This window comes from Acidobacteriota bacterium (assembly GCA_034211275.1).
In the GTDB taxonomy this organism is placed as follows: Bacteria; Acidobacteriota; Thermoanaerobaculia; order Multivoradales; family JAHZIX01; genus JAGQSE01.
This window is the reverse complement of record JAXHTF010000048.1, coordinates 1-16,979: the sequence shown is the minus strand read 5'-3', so window position 1 is coordinate 16,979 and position 16,979 is coordinate 1. Positions and strand designations below refer to the sequence as shown.

Genomic DNA, 16,979 nt, shown 5'->3' with positions numbered 1-16,979 from the left:
CTCCTGCCATCACCAGCCCAGCAGCGGCGTTAGCAGGCCCAGGACCCCGCCCCGTCCGACGGCGAGGAGAGAGACCAGGGCACCGAGGGTCAGAAACGGTCCGAAGGCCATTTTGTGCTGCAGGCTGAGCCGCCCCAGAAGCATGGCGACGATGGCCACCGTCGACGCCGTGAACGTGGCCACCAACAGGGTTCCCAACACGCCGGTCCAGCCCAAGAAGGCCCCGATCATGGCGAGCATCTTGACGTCCCCCAGGCCCAGCCCCTCGGTGCGCCGTAGCAGATACCAGCCGCCATAGACCGCCAGCAGCACGCCGGCCCCCGCCAGGGCCCCCAGAGCTCCCACCAAGAGATGCTGAAACCACTCCGGAAGAGCCTCGGCCACGGCTGGCCAGGCGGCGGCGAGGGCAGCCCGCTGCGCTTCGCCCCAAGGCAGCCACGGCTGCAGCAGGAGACCGGCGGCGATGCCCGGCAGGGTGAGCCGATCCGGCAACAGCAGATGCTCCAGGTCGATCCCCGCCAGCGCCAGCAGCAGACAGCCGAAAGCCGCGGCCAGCAGCCAGGTGCCGTCGCGGAAGAAGCGATCCGGCGAGGGCCCGAAGGCGCGATAGCAGAACAGGAAGAGCAGCGCCGTAGCCGCCTCCAGGGCGGGGTAGCGCCAGGCGATGGGGCTGCGGCAGTGGCGGCAGCGGCCGCGCAGCAGTAGGAAGCTGATCAGCGGTAGGTTGTCCCGGGCTGCGATGAGCGAGCCACAGAAGGGACACGCGGAACGCGGCAGCACGGTGGAGGTGCCGCGGGGCAGGCGGTGGATCACCACGTTGAGGTAGCTCCCCACCACCAATCCGAGGGCGATGACGTAGAACGTCAGAAAAGCATCCATAGTCACGGTGGCCGCGATTCTACCCGCTTCCGGCCACAGCCAGCGAAAGCCCGGGATGAGCGACAAAAAAACGGGGCCGAAACCCCGTTTTTTGTCCATCCACCCCGAAGCCCCAAGTCCCGCAACCGGGGTTCCGGAATCTCGGGAGCTCGGCGGAGCAGCGCTCGGCCCTCAGGCCGCTAGAAACTCTCCCCCAACCCCTGGGGCCAGGAGACGAAGAAGCCGTCGGCCCAGACGATGTCCCGGTCGTACTCCAGCGGCTCGAAGGCTCCACCGGAATAGGACGAGCCTTCGGCGACACCGTCTCGACCCAGGCTGCGAATGGCCATCACCTGCTCACCGTGGGGATCGCCGACGTTCAAACGATAATCGAAGGACCAATTCCACCCGTCGCGCCGCGCGATCTTGCCGGTGTATTGGGGAATCAGGGCCTCGGTGAGATCGTCATAGCTGATCATCGAATAATGCCCCATGGTGAAGACCTCACCCTGTCCTGCCGCAGCGGCGGCGGCCTGATCCGTGAGCCAGGCCATCATCGCCGTTCCGGCGAGCTTCTGATCTGCCATGGTCCGCTTCTGCTTCGCCTTCTGCATCACTCCCAACATGTTTGGGATCAGCATCGCGGCGATGATGCCGATGATGGCTACGACGATCAGAAGCTCGATGAGGGTGAAACCACGTTCGGTTCTGTGCACAACTCTCCTCATATCAACTCCTGCAAAATGTCACGACCCTGGGGGGACATCTAAATAATAACAGCAAGAGCTGTGCCAAGCAGCATACCGTCCCAGCTCAGGGGGACTTCCGCCTCACCAAGGCCCGGAGCACATCATTGCTTCGTTGTACTCCCAGGTCGAAAGCGTCGACTCGAATGCGCTCATCGACGTTGTGAATACCCAGAAGATCCTGGGGCTCCAGCGCGAAAGGCGAAAATCCATAGGCTGGAATTCCCCGCTGGCGGAAATAGCGCGAGTCGGTGAAACCAGAGATGAAGACGGGCACCACCGGTGCCACCTGTCCCAACCGCTCCTCCAGCACCGCAAAGAGCTCATGATCCACCGGCGAGGGCCCCGCCGGCGGTGACGCAACCAGCACCTTCACCGACAGATCATCGCCCAGTGCGTCGCGCACCTTCTTCAGAAAGGCGTCGGCATCGGTATCCGGCAGCAGGCGGACGTCGACGTCGGCGCTGGCGGTGGCGGGAATGGAGTTGATGCGCTCACTGCCCTCCAACACCGTCACTTGAACGGTGTCGAGAAACATTCCCGCCATCCCCGGGTACAGGCTCTCCTTCGGGCCATCGGGGCCGATGACCCGATCGATGTTGGCGAAGCGGTCGGAATACGGCGGCTGATGCAAGGGCGCCAGAGCCCGCAGATAGATGCGAACGCCCTCGGTGACTCGAAACTCGGTGGGCAGAGCCAGCAGACGGTCGAGGCCGCGGATCAGGCGATGGGCAGCGCTTCGAGGGTGGTAGCCGGAGGCGTGACCCGCCCGGCCTCGGGCGGTGATGCGCAACCAGAGGGGCCGCTTCTGAGCCACCTCCACCCCCCACCACAGCAGCCGCCCGTTGACGTGGCGATTGGCTCCGCCCTCGTTGAGCACCAGGCCGACCTGTTCAAAGAGCTCCGGACGATGCTCTAGAAGCCAGGCGGTACCGCGGCCGCCGCCGTTCTCTTCATCCGCCACGCCGAGGAAGATCACGTCCCGGTCGCGCTCGACGCCCTCCCGTACCAGCTCCACCAGCGCCGCGAGGTGAGCGATGCCCAAGCTCTTGACGTCGACGGCACCACGGCCCTCGAGATAGCCGTCCCGCAAGCGACCGGAGAAAGGCTCGAAGCTCCAGCCTTCCCCCGCCGGCACCACATCCATGTGGTGCATCAGCAGCACCGCAGGCCGCCGCTCCGCCGCTGGCACCGTCGCCGGCAACCGCGCGTAGAGACTGGTGCGGCCTTCCGGGGTTACCAGCAGACGGCTGGCAATCCCTTCCCGATGCAGAATGCCGGCGAGATATCCGGCGGCCAGGAACTCGTTCCCCGGCGGATTGGTGGTGTCCAGGCGCAGGTAGCCTTGAAGCCAGCGGGCGGCCTCGGAGAGATCCTGCCCCCGGGCGGGCACGACGAAGACCGGCACGACGAAAAGCAGTGCAGCGGCGAGAAAGGCCAGAGCCCGGAAGCAGACGGTGGAAGAGCGGAGATTGAGCATCACGGTGTGGGTCTCGAATGGGAGTCTTTGAAGCTCGGCCTGAAGGATTCAGTCCGAGCGGATCAGCCCGAGTATATGGAATGCATAAAAAAACGGGCGCCGCCGTGAGGCAGCGCCCGTCTTCGCATTCAGCCGTTCAGGAACTGGTTACGGCGCGTTACTCACCGCGACACCACCAGGCCAGCGGACGAAGTAGCCGTTGGCCCACACGATGTCTTCCTCGTAGTTGGTCGGCTCGAAAGCCGCGGAGGTGTAGGTGGTACCGGAGAAGATGCCGTCCTGACCCGGGCTGCGGATCGCCATCAGCTCGTCGGAGTCGAACTGGGCGGTGGTCAGGTAGAAGCTGTAGCTGTGACCCCAGCCGTCAGCGGAGGGGACGGCCTGGATGTACCGGGGCTCGAGCTGAGCCGCGATCACTCCGTGACCCTTCTCGTCATAGGAAGTCAGGTCGACGGTGTTGGTAGCCTGGCCCGCGGCGGCGGCAGCCACCTGGTCAGTGAGCCAGGACATCATGGCGGTACCGGTGTTCCGGACGTCCGCGACGGTCCGCTTCTGCTTCGCCTTCTGGAGCGCGTCCAGGAAGTTCGGGATGAGCAGGGCGGCGATGATGCCGATGATGGCAACAACGATGAGCAATTCGATGAGCGTGAAACCACGCTGACGGTTCTGAAGCTTTCTGAGCATTTTGGGAAACCTCCTCGTTTACGTTCTCGGGGCTTTTGGAGCCGCTAAACCCTTTAGGGGAGTTATCAGTTGCAGGGAGCGTGCCAGGTTGTAACAGCCCTGCAATAGGCGTTTGTCTAGGCGAAGCCCCATGGCTATGGACAAATTTTGGCAACTCGCGGACAGGAAGTGGCAATTCCTGGTCACCTAGCCCGTCAGCCTCAGCGCACCAGCCGCTCGACCAGCTCGGAGTAGAGCTCGACGCCCTCCACGTAGCCTGGTAGGGCGATGCGTTCGTTGGGGTTGGCGCCGGTGAGAGTGTCCGGCGTCAGGATGAAGAAGGGGGAAAATCCGAAGGTGGAAATCCCCGCCCGTCGGAAGAAGCGCGCGTCGGTGGCGGTCCAGGGCAGGAAGAAGGGCCCCGATGGAATTTTGGGGTAGCGCTCCCCGAGGAGCCGCTGGATCTCTTGGAAGGCCGGGTGGCTGGTGGGAGTGCTGTGAGCGGAGGCGGGGCGCTCCACCAGCGCCCAATCAACGCCCCAGAGCATCCAGTCCGGCAGCAGCTGGCGCCGGACCTCCTGCGGGTCGTCCCCCGGCAGCACGTGGAGCTTGACGATCATGTGGTAGCCGCCGCCGGGCTTCTCCTTGACCGGGAAGGGATGGGCCTCGGAACGGAAGAGGGCCTCCAGATATCCGGGCATAGCCTTGAAAGCCGCCGGATCGTAGATCAGCTGGTGCGGATCGGAAAGGCCCTCGCGCAGATCCTCGCGATCCCGGGTTTCGGCATAGGAGCGCATCATCTCCTCGACCTCGGGCAACACCCGCAAATCGCCGAGCTGCTTGCGCAGGCGCGCGATGCGCTTGCGCAGCTCCACCAGGGACTGCTTGGAGTGACTACAGATCTCGATGTCGACGAATTGCTTCTGCCCGAACTCGGTGCCCCAATACTTGCCCTGGTCGGCATCGATGGCCTCGACGATGCCGCCCTCGGTGAGCAGCACCCAGGCGCGCTCGGCGATCTCCGGATGCTCCCGCAACACCCAGGTGGCCCCCAGATCGCTCCCCCGCTCCTCGCTGCCGGTGGCCAAGAAGATTACCGACCGCCGCGGCTTCTCCCCGCGGGCGGCCAATTCCATCACCGAGACCAGCTGAGCGATGGCCAGGCTCTTCATGTCGAAGACGCCGCGGCCGTAGATCCACGGCGGGTCCACCGTGCCGCCGAAGGGAGGCACGGTCCACAGCTCGGGGTGGAAGATGGGCTCGACGTCGATGTGGTTGTGCAGCACCACCGCCTCGGGCTCTTCTCCCTCGAGAATCGCCCACAGATTGGCGTGACGCTCCCCCAGCCGCTCGATGTGGACCTCCAGCCCCGCCGCTTCCAGGTGCTCCGCCAGATAGAGAGCGCCGGCGTACTCGTCGCCGTCGTCGGCGTTGGTGTCCACCTTCAGATAATCCTGCAGCAGGCGCACCTCGGACAGCGATTCCCAATCCACGTCGGCCCAGCGCTGGCTCTTCTCCAGATCGACCCGGTCTCGCGAGAAAGCAGCGCGGGTGATCGAGAAGAGCAGCACTGCCGCCAGCCCCACCAGCAGCAGACTGCCGTAGAGGGCGATGCGGGCGGTGCGCCGATGCAGGCGTTGAAGCTCGTTGCGTTGCAGCATGATCTCGTGCTCGGGAGGGGAGCGAGCTTGGAGCATCGAGGGAGAGTTTCCGGGCTCGCCGCTCCAAGGGAGCATCGAGTATCTCAAATTCCCATCGGTAGGAGAAACATCCTCTCAATAAGAAGCTCCACCGCGCTTCCAGCTCCTGGTACGCTACACGCTAGTTTTCGTCCCCCCCGAAGCTGCCAAGCCATCCGGATTGTCATGAGCTCAACCGTCGAAGTCGCCCCCCGGCCGCCCCGGCGCATTCTCGCCGCCCTACTCCAGGGAATCCTGCTGGCGACTCTGCTGCTGGTCTTCCGCATCTCCAAGGCCCGCATCCTGGATCTCGACGCCGGGCTGCTGGATTGGGTGACGCTGCTGCTGCCGGAGCTCGGCGCGGTTGCGGTGCTGGAATGCTTGGCGGTGGCGTTGGCCCGCTGGCTACGGGGTCCCGAGGGGCGCCTTTCCGGCGCTTCTATTCTGTGGTGGATCGGCTTCGTCCTGGTACACCTGGGCGCCTACACCCTGGCGATCCTGGAGCACACCTTCTTTCTCCACACCGGGATCCGCCTCGATCTGGAGCTCATGCTCTACGCCGCCGGCCACTTCCAGATGCTCCAAGGGCTCTTGGCCTACGGCGTCGACGGCAGCTTCCTGCTCCGCGCCTCCTTCGCCGGCGGCCTGCTTTTGGTAGGCCTGATCCTCGCCTGGGCTCTGCCTCTCTCCGGCGAGCTTCGGCGACGCCTGGCGCCTCAGCGCCAGACTCTCCTGGCCAGCACTCTCGGCGCTTTGATCCTGGTGGCGGTGCCGGCCACCGCCGTCATCGCCTACTCCGGCCTCGGCACCACCACCCTCGGCGGCTTCTTCCGCAGCAAACCCAGCTTCACGGAAGAGATGCAGCGGGCCGCCGCCGAGATGGTGCCGCCGGACGAGTACTACCGGGAGCCACGCCTCACCGCTCCCCCTACCCGCACCCCCAATGTGGTGCTGCTGATCCTCGAATCCACCCGCGCCGACGTCACCCCGCCCTACGCGCCCCGGGAACGCTGGTCCCGCACTCCCCACCTCGCCGCCCTGGCGGAGGAAAGCGTCGTCGTCGACACCGCCTACTCCTCCGTGACCCACACCTCCAAGGCTCTGGTGGCGATCCTCTGCGGCATGTACCCGCGGCTGGCCATGCCCATCTACGAGCACCTGGAGGACAACCTGCCGCTGCAATGCATGCCCCACCTGCTGGCCCAGGGTGGCTACCGCACGGCCTTCCTGCAGACCGCCATGGGTCGATTCGAGAATCGTCCGGGGCTGGTGCGCAACTTCGGCTTCCAGCAGGCGGCCTTCCAGGAAACCCTGCGGCGCCCCGGCTTCGGTACCACCGGCTACCTGGGCCTCGACGAGATGGCCATGGTGGAGCCGGCCCTGCAGTGGATCCAAGGCGGTGGACCAGAGCCCTTCTTCCTCACCCTCCTGACCCTCTCCACCCACCACCCCTACCAGGTTCCTGGCCAGCCGGTGGTCACCGCGGTGCGGGAGCATCGAAAGCTCTACGACGACGCCATCGAGCACCAGGACCAGGTGGTGGGAGCCCTGGTGGACGGGCTGCGGGCCAGTGGCCGGCTGGAGGACACGGTGCTCATCGTCCTCGGCGACCACGGCGAGGCTTTCGGCGAGCATCGGCGCTGGCAGCACGACATCGTGCCCTATGAGGAGGTAGTGCGGGTGCCCTGGCTGATCCGCGCACCGTGGCTACTGGAAGAGAAGGATCGAGTCGAGGGACTGCGCCACCACGTGGATCTCCTGCCCACCGTTCTCGGGCTGCTGCAGGCGCCCTGGGAAGGTGAGCTCCCGGGACAGGACCTATTCGACGACCCGGGCCATCCCCGAGTCTTCAGCTCCTGCTGGTTCACCAACACCTGCCTGGCCATGCGCGAAGGCGACCGCAAGTGGATCTTCCACTACGGCCTGCGCCCCACCGAGGCCTTCGACCTCGCCAGCGATCCGGGGGAGACGGAGAATCTGGCGCTGGAGATGAGCGAGGAGGAAATTCACCGCGCCGAGGAACGGATTCTGGGTTTCCGCCTCACCGTCGACGCCTGGTGGGCAGAGCACCCGGCGCAAACCAGCGGAGCAGAACGCTGGTGGCAAGAGGCTCCGCCCCCCGCCGGCCCGAATGCAGGAAGCTCCGGCGCTGCACCCCCGGGCGCCGCTCCGCCCTCGCCGCCCATCTACCGGCCACCACCGGTGGGCGGAGGATCGGACTCCGAGGACGGCGCGGCCCCTCCGGCCGACACCTCAACCCCATGAGCGCTGCCTCGGCGCCCGGCGCCGTCCCCCACCTGATCATCGGGACCAAGGCTCAATTCATCAAGATGGCCCCCATCGCCACCCTGCTGGAGCGTCAGGGCCGGCCCTACCGCATTCTCGACCTCTCCCAGCACGGCTCTCTCACCGGGCAAATCCTCCAGGACTTCGAGCTCCAGCCGGACCTGGTCTACTTCCTCCCCACCGGCCGCACCGTCGGCACCTACGCCCAGATGCTCCGCTGGCTGGCGCGGGCCGGCACCGAGCTGGCCCGGCCGGCCCGCCGGCTGCGGCAGCGGCTGGTCCTGGGCTCGCCAGCCGTGGCGCTGGTCCACGGCGACACCTTCTCCACCGCCCTGGGCCTCTACCTGGCGCGGCGGCTGGGCCTGCCGGTGGGATTGGTGGAAGCGGGCCTCAGCAGCGGCCAGCTGCTCAACCCCTTCCCGGAAGAGATGGTGCGGCGCCACGTCGAAAAACGCGCCCAATTCCTCTTCCCCCCGGACGACGTCTCCACCCGCAGGCTCGAGGAACGGAAGCTGCGCGGCGCCATTCATCCCACCGGCTACAACACCGGCCGGGACGCCCTGCTGCTCATGGCCCGGCGGGCGGGAGAGGATGGCGGCTCCGCGCCCACGCCATCGACGCCAAGAACCGTCCTGACCCTGCATCGGGCGGAGACCCTCGGCCGCTCCGGGCGGCTGCGACGGCTGGTGGAGCATCTGCAGGCGCTGGCACCGGAGCTGGCACCGGTGACCTTCTATCTCCACGAGCCCACCGAGCGCGCCCTCACCCGCACCGGCCTGCGTCGGCAGCTGGAAGACGACCCCCACATCACTCTCCAGCCTCTAGCCGCCTATCCCGACTTCGTCCGCGCCCTGGTCCACGCCTCCTTCGTGCTCACCGACGGTGGCTCGGTACAGGAGGAGACCTCCTACCTGGGCAAGCCCTGCCTGGTCCTGCGCCAAACCACCGAGCGGCCCCATGGAATCGGCACCTCGGCCGCCCTCACCACCTTCGATCCGGCGACGGACCTGGCCTTCCTGCGCTCGGTAGCGGAAAGCACCGATCAGCCAGCCACCGACGAGCCCACCTTCGCCGCTCCGCGGGTGATCCTCGACGCGCTGGACGCCCACGTCGCCGCCGCTGGGGGCGCCTCATGAGCGGCGACCGAAGCATCCCGGGCGACGGCGGTTACCGCGGCGGCGACGCCACCTACCACCGACGCCACGGCCGGCGCACCCTCGGCCGGGCCGAGGTGATGGCCAGTCAGCTCCCCCCTGGCGGACACTTCCTCGACGCCGGCTGCAACCGCGGTCTCACCAGCGCCCACCTGCTGGAGCGCGGAGCCGTGGAGCGGGTCACCGGCATCGAGCTGGCCCGCTCCACCGTCGACGACGCGCTTCTCGCCGACCCCCGCTTCGCCTTCATCGAGGGCAATCTCTGCGACATCGACTGGCAGGAGACCTACGACCACGTCTTCTACGGCGCCGTGCATCACCACATCCTGCGGGAGCGGGGCTTGAGCGAGGCGGTGCGGGTACTCCAGCATCTGGTGAGCCACTGTCGCCGGAGCTTCTATTTCGAGACCGGGCACATCACCGAAGGTGGCCGCTGGGCCTGGCAGCGCGCCCTGCGGCGCTACTTCCGCACCGATGAGGAACACCTCTTCTATCTGCTGCGCTGCGTCGAGGAGCAAGTCGAAGACTTCGACGTCGCCGGCCGCTTCTGGATCCACGGCGCCCGCCGCTGGCTCCTGCGCCTGGACCTCAAGCCGCTGGAGGAACGCCGCCTCCCCACCCCGCCTCTGCCGCTGGTGGAGGTCGGCAAGGGCGCCGGCGAACGCCTGGGCCGCACCTTCGGCAGCCGGCACCAACAGCTCCTTCCGCTGCAGGAGAGCGGCCGAGACACGCCGGTGGAGCTGCGCTTCCGTCCCTCTTCCTCCGGCCCCCTCTTCCTCAAGCGCGCTCTCCACAGCCCCCTGGCGCAGCACCAGGAGCTGACCCTCGGCCTGCAGCTGAACCAAGTGCCGTGGGCGGTGCCCCCCATCGCCCGCACAGAGGACGGCGCTCTCGCCTTCCCGCGCATCGAAGGGGACTCCCTGCTCAACTTTGCCGGAGGGCCCGCGGACCTGCGCCGAGGCCTGGCCGCCCAATTGTTGGTGGTGGCCTCCCAAGCAGCCCGGCTCCAGCCGGAGTTCCCGCAACGGCTGCTCCTGCCCGCTTCATCGGACACGGCGCTGGCGGACGTGGTGGACCTCAACCCCAACAACCTGCTGGTGGAGACCGGTCCCGAGGGCCCCCGTCTTCGGGTGGTGGACTTCGAGCCCCAGGGCAACCACTATCGCTGGAAGAACCGTCTGCACCTGGGCCGGACTCTGCTGGCCCTCGGGCACCACCGGCCGCGAGCGCTGGGGGAGGTCACTCTCGGCATCCTGGGAGGCCTCCGCCACCTGCTGCGCTATCAGCTGGCCGCTCCCCGCCATCGACTGCTGCACCGTCAGCCGAATCTGGGATCGGTACTGGTGGCGGAAACCCGATCTCGGGTCGAAGGCCTGCTGGCGCGGCTGATCCCCCGTCTCGACGAGCTCTGAGGACCATGACCGAGGCCCCTCCCGAAGAGCGCTCGCCGGCGCTCCCGACCAAGACCCGCCGCATCCGCCGGCGCCAGCAGCTCACCGCCCTCGGCTCCTGGCTCTTGGGATTGGCCTTGCTGGTGGCGGTAGCGATGGCCGGCGATTTCAGCCGCGAGCAGGTGCTGCAGGTGCTCTCCCCCCTGGCGGTGGCGGGGTGGATCCTGGTCACCCTCCTCGCCCGCCTGCTGCAGGTGGAAATCCTGGTGCGGCCGATCTACGCCTGGGGCGGCACTCTGGGACGCTCCGACGCCTTCTGGCTCGGCTGGCTGCGCAGCTTCTTCAACCAGGTGGTGCCGCTCTCCGGGCTCGCCGTCTATGCCGGGGTGATCAAGCGGCGCAGCGGGCTCGCCTGGGGGCAGGTCGCCGCCCTCGCCTCGCCGCAATTCCTCCTCGCCCTGCTCGCCAGCAGTCTCTTCGGAGCGGTGATGGTGAGCACCAACCTCGAGCGCCTGGGCAACACCGGCCTGCCTCTGCTGGCAGCGTTCTTGGGTGTCGGAATCCTGGTGGCGGTGCTCATCGCCCGCGGCGGTCATGGGCTGAGCTTCGCCCCGGCCTTCATCCGCCAGCGCCTGGAAACCGCTCGGGAGGCCTGGATTCTCTTCTCCCGGCGCCACGACATGCTCTGGGGCCTGCTGGTCCTGCACATCCTCTCGACGCTCTTCCGAGCTACGCGCCTGTGGATTCTCTTCGCCGCCAGCGGCGCGGACCTGCCGGTGGCGCTGATCCTGCTGCTCATCGCGGTGAGCGACTTCAGCTTCCTGCTGCAGATCACCCCCGGAGGTTTGGGCATCAAGGAGGCGGCCCTGGTGGGCATCGCGGCGTTCCTCGGCATCGACACCCAGATCACCGCCGCCGTGGCCCTGGCGGACCGGGTGTTGATCCTCTCCATCACCACCCTCCTCGCCGGCCCGGGCTTCTGGGCGCTCCGGCGTGCGGCTACTCCTGCCGGTCCCCGCTCCCCCGATTCCTAGGACCCGAATTCCGGGGGCCCCAATTCCGGGACCCCAAGTCCCGCTGCCGGTAGAGCACCTCTTCGAGATAGATGCGGTGGCGGTTGAGTAGGTCTCCCACCAACCCCACCTGGAAGACCAGCACCGCCAAAATGGTCAGCGCCGCGGCGGCGAAGCCGGTCCATTTGTAGGGGGAGAAGCTCCCGGTCTCGAAGTAGACCACCGCCAGGAAGAGACCCAATCCCAACCCCGGGAGGAAGAGCAGTAGCGCCAGCCAGCCGAAGAATTTGAGCGGGTTGTAGTCGCGGTAGCAGCGGAAGATGATCTGCGAGGTGCGCAAGGCATAGCGCCACAGGTTGCTCGCCACCCGGCTCTCCCCAAAACTGCGCTCGCCGCGCACTTCCAGCGGCACCTCGGCGATGCGCAGCTGTTTGAAGGCGAGGTTGAGGAAGACTTCCTGGGTGTAGGTGAAGCGCCCCAGCAGGTTCAGATGCAGCGCCGCCCGGCGGCTGTAGCAGCGCATGCCGCAGGAGACGTCGTAAAAGGTCGCCCCCGCCAGCCGCGACACCAACCGGCTCATCATGCGGTTGCCCCACAGCTTGAGCCACGGCATCCGCGGCACCAGCTCGGGATCCGCAAAGCGCGAGGCGGTGGCGAAATCCGCCTCCCCCGCTACCACCGGCGCCACCAGCCGGGGAATGTCCGCGGGATTGAATTGACCGTCGGAATCGATGCTGACGATGAGGTCGGCGCCCTGATCGATGCCATAGCCCAAGGCACTGTGGAACGCCGCCCCCACCCCGCGGGGCGCCGGGTGGCGCAGGACCTTGGCCCCGGCTTCCCGGGCGATCTCCCCGGTACGGTCGGTGCTCCCGTCATCCACCACCAGCACGTCGATGACGGCGATGCCCGGAATCTTCTCCGGAATCCCGGCGATCACCTCCCCCACCGTCCTCTCTTCATTCAGCGCCGGCATCGCCACCAGCAGCCGCAGGCCCGCTTCCACCGACTGGGCCGCAGCCTGCCGAGCCTCCAGGTCTCCAGCAGCTTCCACCTCGGCCTCCCGAGGCGACTCCGCCCGCGCTCCTTCCGATCCGTTCATGGCCCTGTATCTTGACAGATTCTTCAGAGCTCAGGGTTTCGTCCACAACGGACTGACGCTGGTTCGGGCCGAATCTGGTGACAAACAGGGGCCTTCAACGCGGAGGGCGTCAAGAGTCAAGCCCTGCGGTGGCACAAGGCCATCCTCGGGTCTTGCTCTTGACTCATACCAGCAAGAGACAAAGGAAAGTTTGAGGGTTTAGAACGGAAGTGGAGCCGCCAGTTGCAGCTTGAGAGAGGAGCCTGAACGGATTCCAGGAAAGACCGATCCGTGGGCTGGGTCAGTACTGGCACCCCTCCGCTCCGACAAACCAGCACGCCTCCGCCCGGGCCAGGAAGAACGGCAGCTCCCCGTAGATGAAATACCCCGCCACCAGCAGCGCCACCAGCACCTGGCTGCGCCGCGGCAGGTAGGCGATGAGGTAGTAGCTGATGATCCCCGCCATGGGGATGAGCACCGGGAAGATGTAGCGCCCCTGGAGGGCATAGTCGAGCATCCCGGATTTGAGATAGATGCGGTAGTTCACCAGCACCAGCAGCACCAGAGCATAAAACCCGGCCACCACCGCCGCCCCGGTCCACGCCCCGCCGGCGTCGTCGGGCTGCCATTTGCGGATGAAGAGGACGGCGGTGACCAGCAGGATGGCCAGCATCGGGTAGAGGCTGGTGCTCCATTTCCGCATCACCAGGTGCCCGTGGTACCCCATGCCGTCGGCGAGCATGAAGACCACCCACCGCCGGGCGTACTCCATGGGCCCCAAGAGCGATGCCGCCAACGCCCCCGGATCCCGCGCCACCGCAATCAAATTCCGCGCCCGCCGCGCGTTGCCCGGCTCGTGGATTCCCCGGGTCATGGCAATGGCCTCTTCGAAGCTTAGGTTCCCCTCTTTGAACTGGCGCACGATGTAGTTGCGGGCAAAGATCCGGTTCTGCATGGCCTCTTCGAGGCTCAGGACCTGGTCAGCCTTGGGCGTCAAATGCCCGTAGACCAACACGTTGGTGCCGTAGAACCCCGCCGCGTAGATCCCCGCCAGCACCGTCACCACCACCCACGCCATGCGCTTCCGATACCCCGTTACCACCTCCGGAGCCGCCCCCTCCTCCGGCTTCGCGAGCGCTCTTTTGAGATGGCCCCATGCTCCCAGCAGGTGCTTGCGCTCCCGCACCAGGAGCACGAGCTCCAAAATGAAGGCGAAGGGCAGGAAGCTGGTCTTGGTCATCACCCCCGCAATCACCGCCAGCTGGCCTTTGGCGAGGGTGGAGACGGAGCGATCTTCGGAGAAGCGGAAGAGGTAGTAGAGGGCCAGGACGGCCAGCAGGTTGATCAGGTTGTCATACGACACCGCCGCCGCCAGCCCGGTGAACATGAGGACGTTGGTGATCATGACTAGGAAGAGGAGGTGCACGATCCGGTTGCCGGTCATCAACCGGATCCACCGCAGCCCGTAGAGCACCGTCAGCAGCCCCAACCCACAGTTGAACAACCGCAAGACCAACCAATCCGCCACCGGCAGCCACCCCAAAAGATTCAGCACCCGCCCCGTAACCCAGTTGTAGAGCCACGGCACCCCCTCGATCAACCCATACCGAAACGTCTCCGGCCCATCATCCGGCACGCCCCAACTCCCGGCGAAGATGTCCGCGCGGTTGAGGTGAGTCACCTCGTCGGGGGGGAGCTCTACGGCGATGTTTAGGGCGAAGAAGAGGAGCTTGGCGGTGAAGTAGAGGAGGGTTAGGGCTAGGAGGGGGCGGTAGGGAACTCTTGCAAAGGAAGCTGCACTCCGAGCGGATTCCGGGGGGTTCGGCAAGGTGACCATTCTCTTGGGACGGGGCAATTGGAAGACGAGCCTAGCACAGGCCAACCCTGAACCTTCGCGCGACAGCGTAGCGATCTCGAGCTACTTGCTGGCCCTCAAACCTTTCTGTAGGCCTCAGGGGGGTTCACTCGACGCTCGTGTCTCTCGTTAGCTGAATCCTCCGAGAAACACGTCCCTACTCGGATCTTGATCTCGTCAGCCGAATCCAACAATGCCTTGAAGATCTTGATGGGCCTATCAGAGGTGGCTTCCACTACCCCTTCTTTCTTCTGCGCCAAGATTGCTAGGACACCAGCAAGACAGGCAGCAGCGGCAGAGGATCCCGAAAATCGCCCAAATCTATTTCCGCCGCCGCGTAAGGCAGTCAAAAGACCCCCCCCCTCTTTCGTTCCTCCAGGGAGATAAAAATCTCCCCTAAAGAGCGGCTCATCACAAGGATAGTCCTGATAGTCTTCCAAGCTCCAGACCGATGGACCAAACGAGCAATCAAACCTCGCTCGCTCGTCACCTAGATTGAACGAACCAGCAGCCATAGCGGAAGACACGCCACCCGCGCCAACAGCAGACACTGGAGGAGGGCAAAACGCCGGACAAAGTACATTCGCTGGCGGCAAGTGCTGCTCTACCATGCCACCCTTGTTCCCTAGAGCTACAGCGTGCAGAATACCTGCAGCTAGCACACTCTCACATGCCTTACGCCAAAGGACTGGGTCGACATTCGCCGAGAAGTTGCGCGCATAACAAATCACGTCGACACCTTCGGCCATTGCCTGATCAAAGGCCTTAAAGACATCACATTGCTTTTTCCCAACCTTGAGAGGAAGTATCTTCGCGAAAGGTGCTACCCCCTGCTCCTTGCCGGCGACAAGACCCGCAACGCCTGTTCCATGGCCCTTACCATCATCCTTGTGAGGGTCTTCAGCCTTCCCAAAGGCTTTCCCCTCCAACAAGCGCCCTTCAAATTCCGAGTGCCCTTCAACCCCCCTATCAACTACCGCCACCACCACACCGTCACCGGGCTTCAAGATACCAAGGCTATCTAGCCCCAGAGGGCCAGCCACTTCATTGCGACGAGAATAACGAAAGGGTACCAAACCAAATGGACCAGCAAAGGAAGATTCCGGTAGCTCGCGTTTCTCAGGCACTACACCTAGAAAGTCCTTATCGGTCTCATCACCTTGCTCAGCATCAAAAGGATCTGATGGATGAACCCTATACGGCGCATATTCGGACGCTCCAGTCGTCATTTCCTCAGGCCCGATTAGCGACACGAGAAAGTCTACCGACGCCGACACCAACAGACTTCCTGTGACCCAACTTTCCTCCCTGACATCTAACCCTGAACCAAACCCCTCAGAAAGCTGAAGGAGTCTGCTCTTCTCAAAATCGAACGCTTCTTGCAACTCAGTCAAGCTTATCCTGTACTCAACGCCTCCAGACCCACCTTCACCTGCATTGATCAAACCTACGGGAACGGCCCTAGGAAGAACAATCACTGCTCTTTCCACATACCCCTTAGGCGACCCCCGCAGCTTTGAATGAAACTCGCGCAGCCGAACCTCGAAAGGCCTCAATATTAGCCCCCTCTTACGATCGGACAGGCATTCACACTAGAAACATCGCTACCCTCTTCCCCTGTAACAATATCCTCATTGGGCAGCAGCCAGTCGCCCAGCGCTGAGCAATCCCCATGCGCAGTTCGAGCGGTCCACCTGGACCACCACGTGGTCTTCGGGACAAAACCTTCATTCCCTGGAATCCCGTACAATGAGTAGTAGGGGCGAAAATGACTTGCCATGTGATCTCCGTCATCCGGATAACAGGACCCAGAACCCTCAAGATCCGGTCTCTGAGGGGCACCAAAAAAGATATCTAAGCACCTCTTCTTGTTGCCATGATTACAAGGATACGGATCAAGCTTTATCGACCTCTCCCAAGGGACAGAATCTTCTACCCCCCTAACCTTGATCAGAACCTTATTGCCCGCAACAGTATTCTGCCAGACAGCAAGATCTGCAAGCACCTGCTTAGCCTTCCCCTTATCAGAAGGACGATAAATATGAAAAACCGGAGCTCGATCATCATCACAGACTCTTGCCGGATCCTCAGGGCATGGCTCATAAAGAGTAGTCAAAGAGCAGACTGACACTACTCCACCTGCAAGAGACAAGGTTGATGAAATCCGGTCTCGATCCAGGCCCCCAACGTCGAGCAGACTCTTCATCGACAGCAACCAGCGAGAGTCCCGAGCCTCCTTACCCGCCTTAGGACTCTTAGAAGTCTTCAATTGGGAAGATGACTGAAAGGACACTGAGCCCGAAACGCCTTCAACCTCAATCTGATAACCCTCAAAGTTGAGATACACCGCTGCATACAGAGGATTAAAAGAATCAGGATCGCCACTATAGCAACCCTCCCTTCCATTATTAGAATCGACACAATCCGTAGCAATTGCTGCAAACACGGGCGTATGAGGGCACACACCACTCTTGAGGATGGCCACATCAAGCTGATCGTCTTCATAAGGCAACAGGGCAACCAACCCATAAACGAACACACGAATCAAGATATCCACTTACACCTCCAACAGCCGAGACAGACAATAGATACCTGTGGCGGTATGCGAAGCTCGCGACCGGAACCAGACCAAGAGAACACCATCACCAAGAGATCCGATTCAACCGACAAGAAACCTCAGGATAAAAAGCGATCTATCAAAGAAGCAACACGCCACCTCACCACTTCACCACCCCACCACCCGCCCACCCGCCCAAACCCTTACCGAAGCCCC

The 16,979-nt window shown here is 64.3% G+C and carries 13 protein-coding genes; 4 read left to right on the top strand and 9 right to left on the bottom strand.

Annotation, left to right across the window (positions count from 1 at the left end; translation table 11 throughout):
* Nucleotides 1-9: 9 nt before the first annotated feature.
* The 5 genes from SX243_10230 to SX243_10210 form a co-directional block, all read right to left on the bottom strand.
* Entirely contained in the window at nucleotides 10-879 is an 870-nt protein-coding gene (locus SX243_10230; protein ID MDY7093334.1) for a prepilin peptidase, read from the bottom strand.
* A 179-nt stretch (nucleotides 880-1,058) separates the two neighbouring features.
* Nucleotides 1,059-1,574 carry a prepilin-type N-terminal cleavage/methylation domain-containing protein gene (locus SX243_10225; GenBank protein MDY7093333.1) on the bottom strand — a complete coding sequence of 172 codons (516 nt, stop codon included), beginning with the start codon at nucleotides 1,572-1,574 and terminating at the stop codon, nucleotides 1,059-1,061.
* Nucleotides 1,575-1,671: 97 nt separating this feature from the next.
* Complete coding sequence (locus SX243_10220) at nucleotides 1,672-3,084, bottom strand: M20/M25/M40 family metallo-hydrolase (protein MDY7093332.1); 1,413 nt, start codon at nucleotides 3,082-3,084, stop codon at nucleotides 1,672-1,674.
* 147 nt (nucleotides 3,085-3,231) lie between these two features.
* Nucleotides 3,232-3,768 (bottom strand): prepilin-type N-terminal cleavage/methylation domain-containing protein, encoded by a 537-nt coding sequence (locus tag SX243_10215; GenBank protein ID MDY7093331.1) that lies wholly within the window; start codon nucleotides 3,766-3,768, stop codon nucleotides 3,232-3,234.
* Between the two features lie 200 nt (nucleotides 3,769-3,968).
* Nucleotides 3,969-5,408, bottom strand: coding sequence for a M20/M25/M40 family metallo-hydrolase (locus SX243_10210; GenBank protein MDY7093330.1), 1,440 nt, complete (start codon nucleotides 5,406-5,408; stop codon nucleotides 3,969-3,971).
* 204 nt (nucleotides 5,409-5,612) lie between these two features.
* Between SX243_10210 and SX243_10205 the strand changes: the two genes are divergently transcribed.
* Genes SX243_10205 through SX243_10190 form a run of 4 tightly spaced genes read left to right on the top strand, consistent with a single transcriptional unit; the run spans nucleotide 5,613 to nucleotide 11,291 of the window.
* The gene (locus SX243_10205) at nucleotides 5,613-7,691 is read left to right on the top strand and encodes a sulfatase (GenBank protein ID MDY7093329.1); all 2,079 of its coding nucleotides are present in this window, start codon (nucleotides 5,613-5,615) and stop codon (nucleotides 7,689-7,691) included.
* Nucleotides 7,688-8,848: a UDP-N-acetylglucosamine 2-epimerase gene (locus tag SX243_10200; GenBank protein MDY7093328.1), complete on the top strand. Its 1,161-nt coding sequence runs from the start codon at nucleotides 7,688-7,690 to the stop codon at nucleotides 8,846-8,848. The genes SX243_10205 and SX243_10200 overlap by 4 nt, the downstream gene beginning before the upstream one ends.
* Nucleotides 8,845-10,278, top strand: coding sequence for a class I SAM-dependent methyltransferase (locus SX243_10195; GenBank protein MDY7093327.1), 1,434 nt, complete (start codon nucleotides 8,845-8,847; stop codon nucleotides 10,276-10,278). Before SX243_10200 ends, SX243_10195 begins: the two co-directional genes overlap by 4 nt.
* 5 nt (nucleotides 10,279-10,283) lie before the next feature.
* A complete protein-coding gene (locus SX243_10190) occupies nucleotides 10,284-11,291 on the top strand; it encodes a lysylphosphatidylglycerol synthase transmembrane domain-containing protein (protein ID MDY7093326.1) in 1,008 nt (335 codons plus the stop codon).
* Here SX243_10190 and SX243_10185 read toward each other — a convergent pair.
* From SX243_10185 to SX243_10170, 4 genes are all read right to left on the bottom strand, one after another.
* On the bottom strand, nucleotides 11,257-12,372 hold the full coding sequence (locus SX243_10185) for a glycosyltransferase family 2 protein (protein MDY7093325.1): 1,116 nt from the start codon (nucleotides 12,370-12,372) through the stop codon (nucleotides 11,257-11,259). The two genes, SX243_10190 and SX243_10185, sit on opposite strands and share 35 nt — an antisense overlap.
* Before the next feature lie 280 nt (nucleotides 12,373-12,652).
* A complete protein-coding gene (locus SX243_10180; protein ID MDY7093324.1) occupies nucleotides 12,653-14,179 on the bottom strand; it encodes a hypothetical protein in 1,527 nt (508 codons plus the stop codon).
* Between the two features lie 104 nt (nucleotides 14,180-14,283).
* On the bottom strand, nucleotides 14,284-15,600 hold the full coding sequence (locus SX243_10175; GenBank protein MDY7093323.1) for a S8 family serine peptidase: 1,317 nt from the start codon (nucleotides 15,598-15,600) through the stop codon (nucleotides 14,284-14,286).
* A gap of 164 nt (nucleotides 15,601-15,764) precedes the next feature.
* Nucleotides 15,765-16,763, bottom strand: a complete 999-nt coding sequence (locus SX243_10170) for a hypothetical protein (GenBank protein MDY7093322.1) — start codon at nucleotides 16,761-16,763, stop codon at nucleotides 15,765-15,767.
* Between the last annotated feature and the right edge of the window lie 216 nt (nucleotides 16,764-16,979).

Coding starts and splice junctions, on each gene's coding strand:
- SX243_10230 (MDY7093334.1), bottom strand. CDS start 879: ATGGATGCTTTTCTGACGTTCTACGTCATCGCCCTCGGATTGGTGGTG.
- SX243_10220 (MDY7093332.1), bottom strand. CDS start 3,084: ATGCTCAATCTCCGCTCTTCCACCGTCTGCTTCCGGGCTCTGGCCTTT.
- SX243_10215 (MDY7093331.1), bottom strand. CDS start 3,768: ATGCTCAGAAAGCTTCAGAACCGTCAGCGTGGTTTCACGCTCATCGAA.
- SX243_10210 (MDY7093330.1), bottom strand. CDS start 5,408: ATGCTGCAACGCAACGAGCTTCAACGCCTGCATCGGCGCACCGCCCGC.
- SX243_10205 (MDY7093329.1), top strand. CDS start 5,613: ATGAGCTCAACCGTCGAAGTCGCCCCCCGGCCGCCCCGGCGCATTCTC.
- SX243_10200 (MDY7093328.1), top strand. CDS start 7,688: ATGAGCGCTGCCTCGGCGCCCGGCGCCGTCCCCCACCTGATCATCGGG.
- SX243_10195 (MDY7093327.1), top strand. CDS start 8,845: ATGAGCGGCGACCGAAGCATCCCGGGCGACGGCGGTTACCGCGGCGGC.
- SX243_10190 (MDY7093326.1), top strand. CDS start 10,284: ATGACCGAGGCCCCTCCCGAAGAGCGCTCGCCGGCGCTCCCGACCAAG.
- SX243_10185 (MDY7093325.1), bottom strand. CDS start 12,372: ATGAACGGATCGGAAGGAGCGCGGGCGGAGTCGCCTCGGGAGGCCGAG.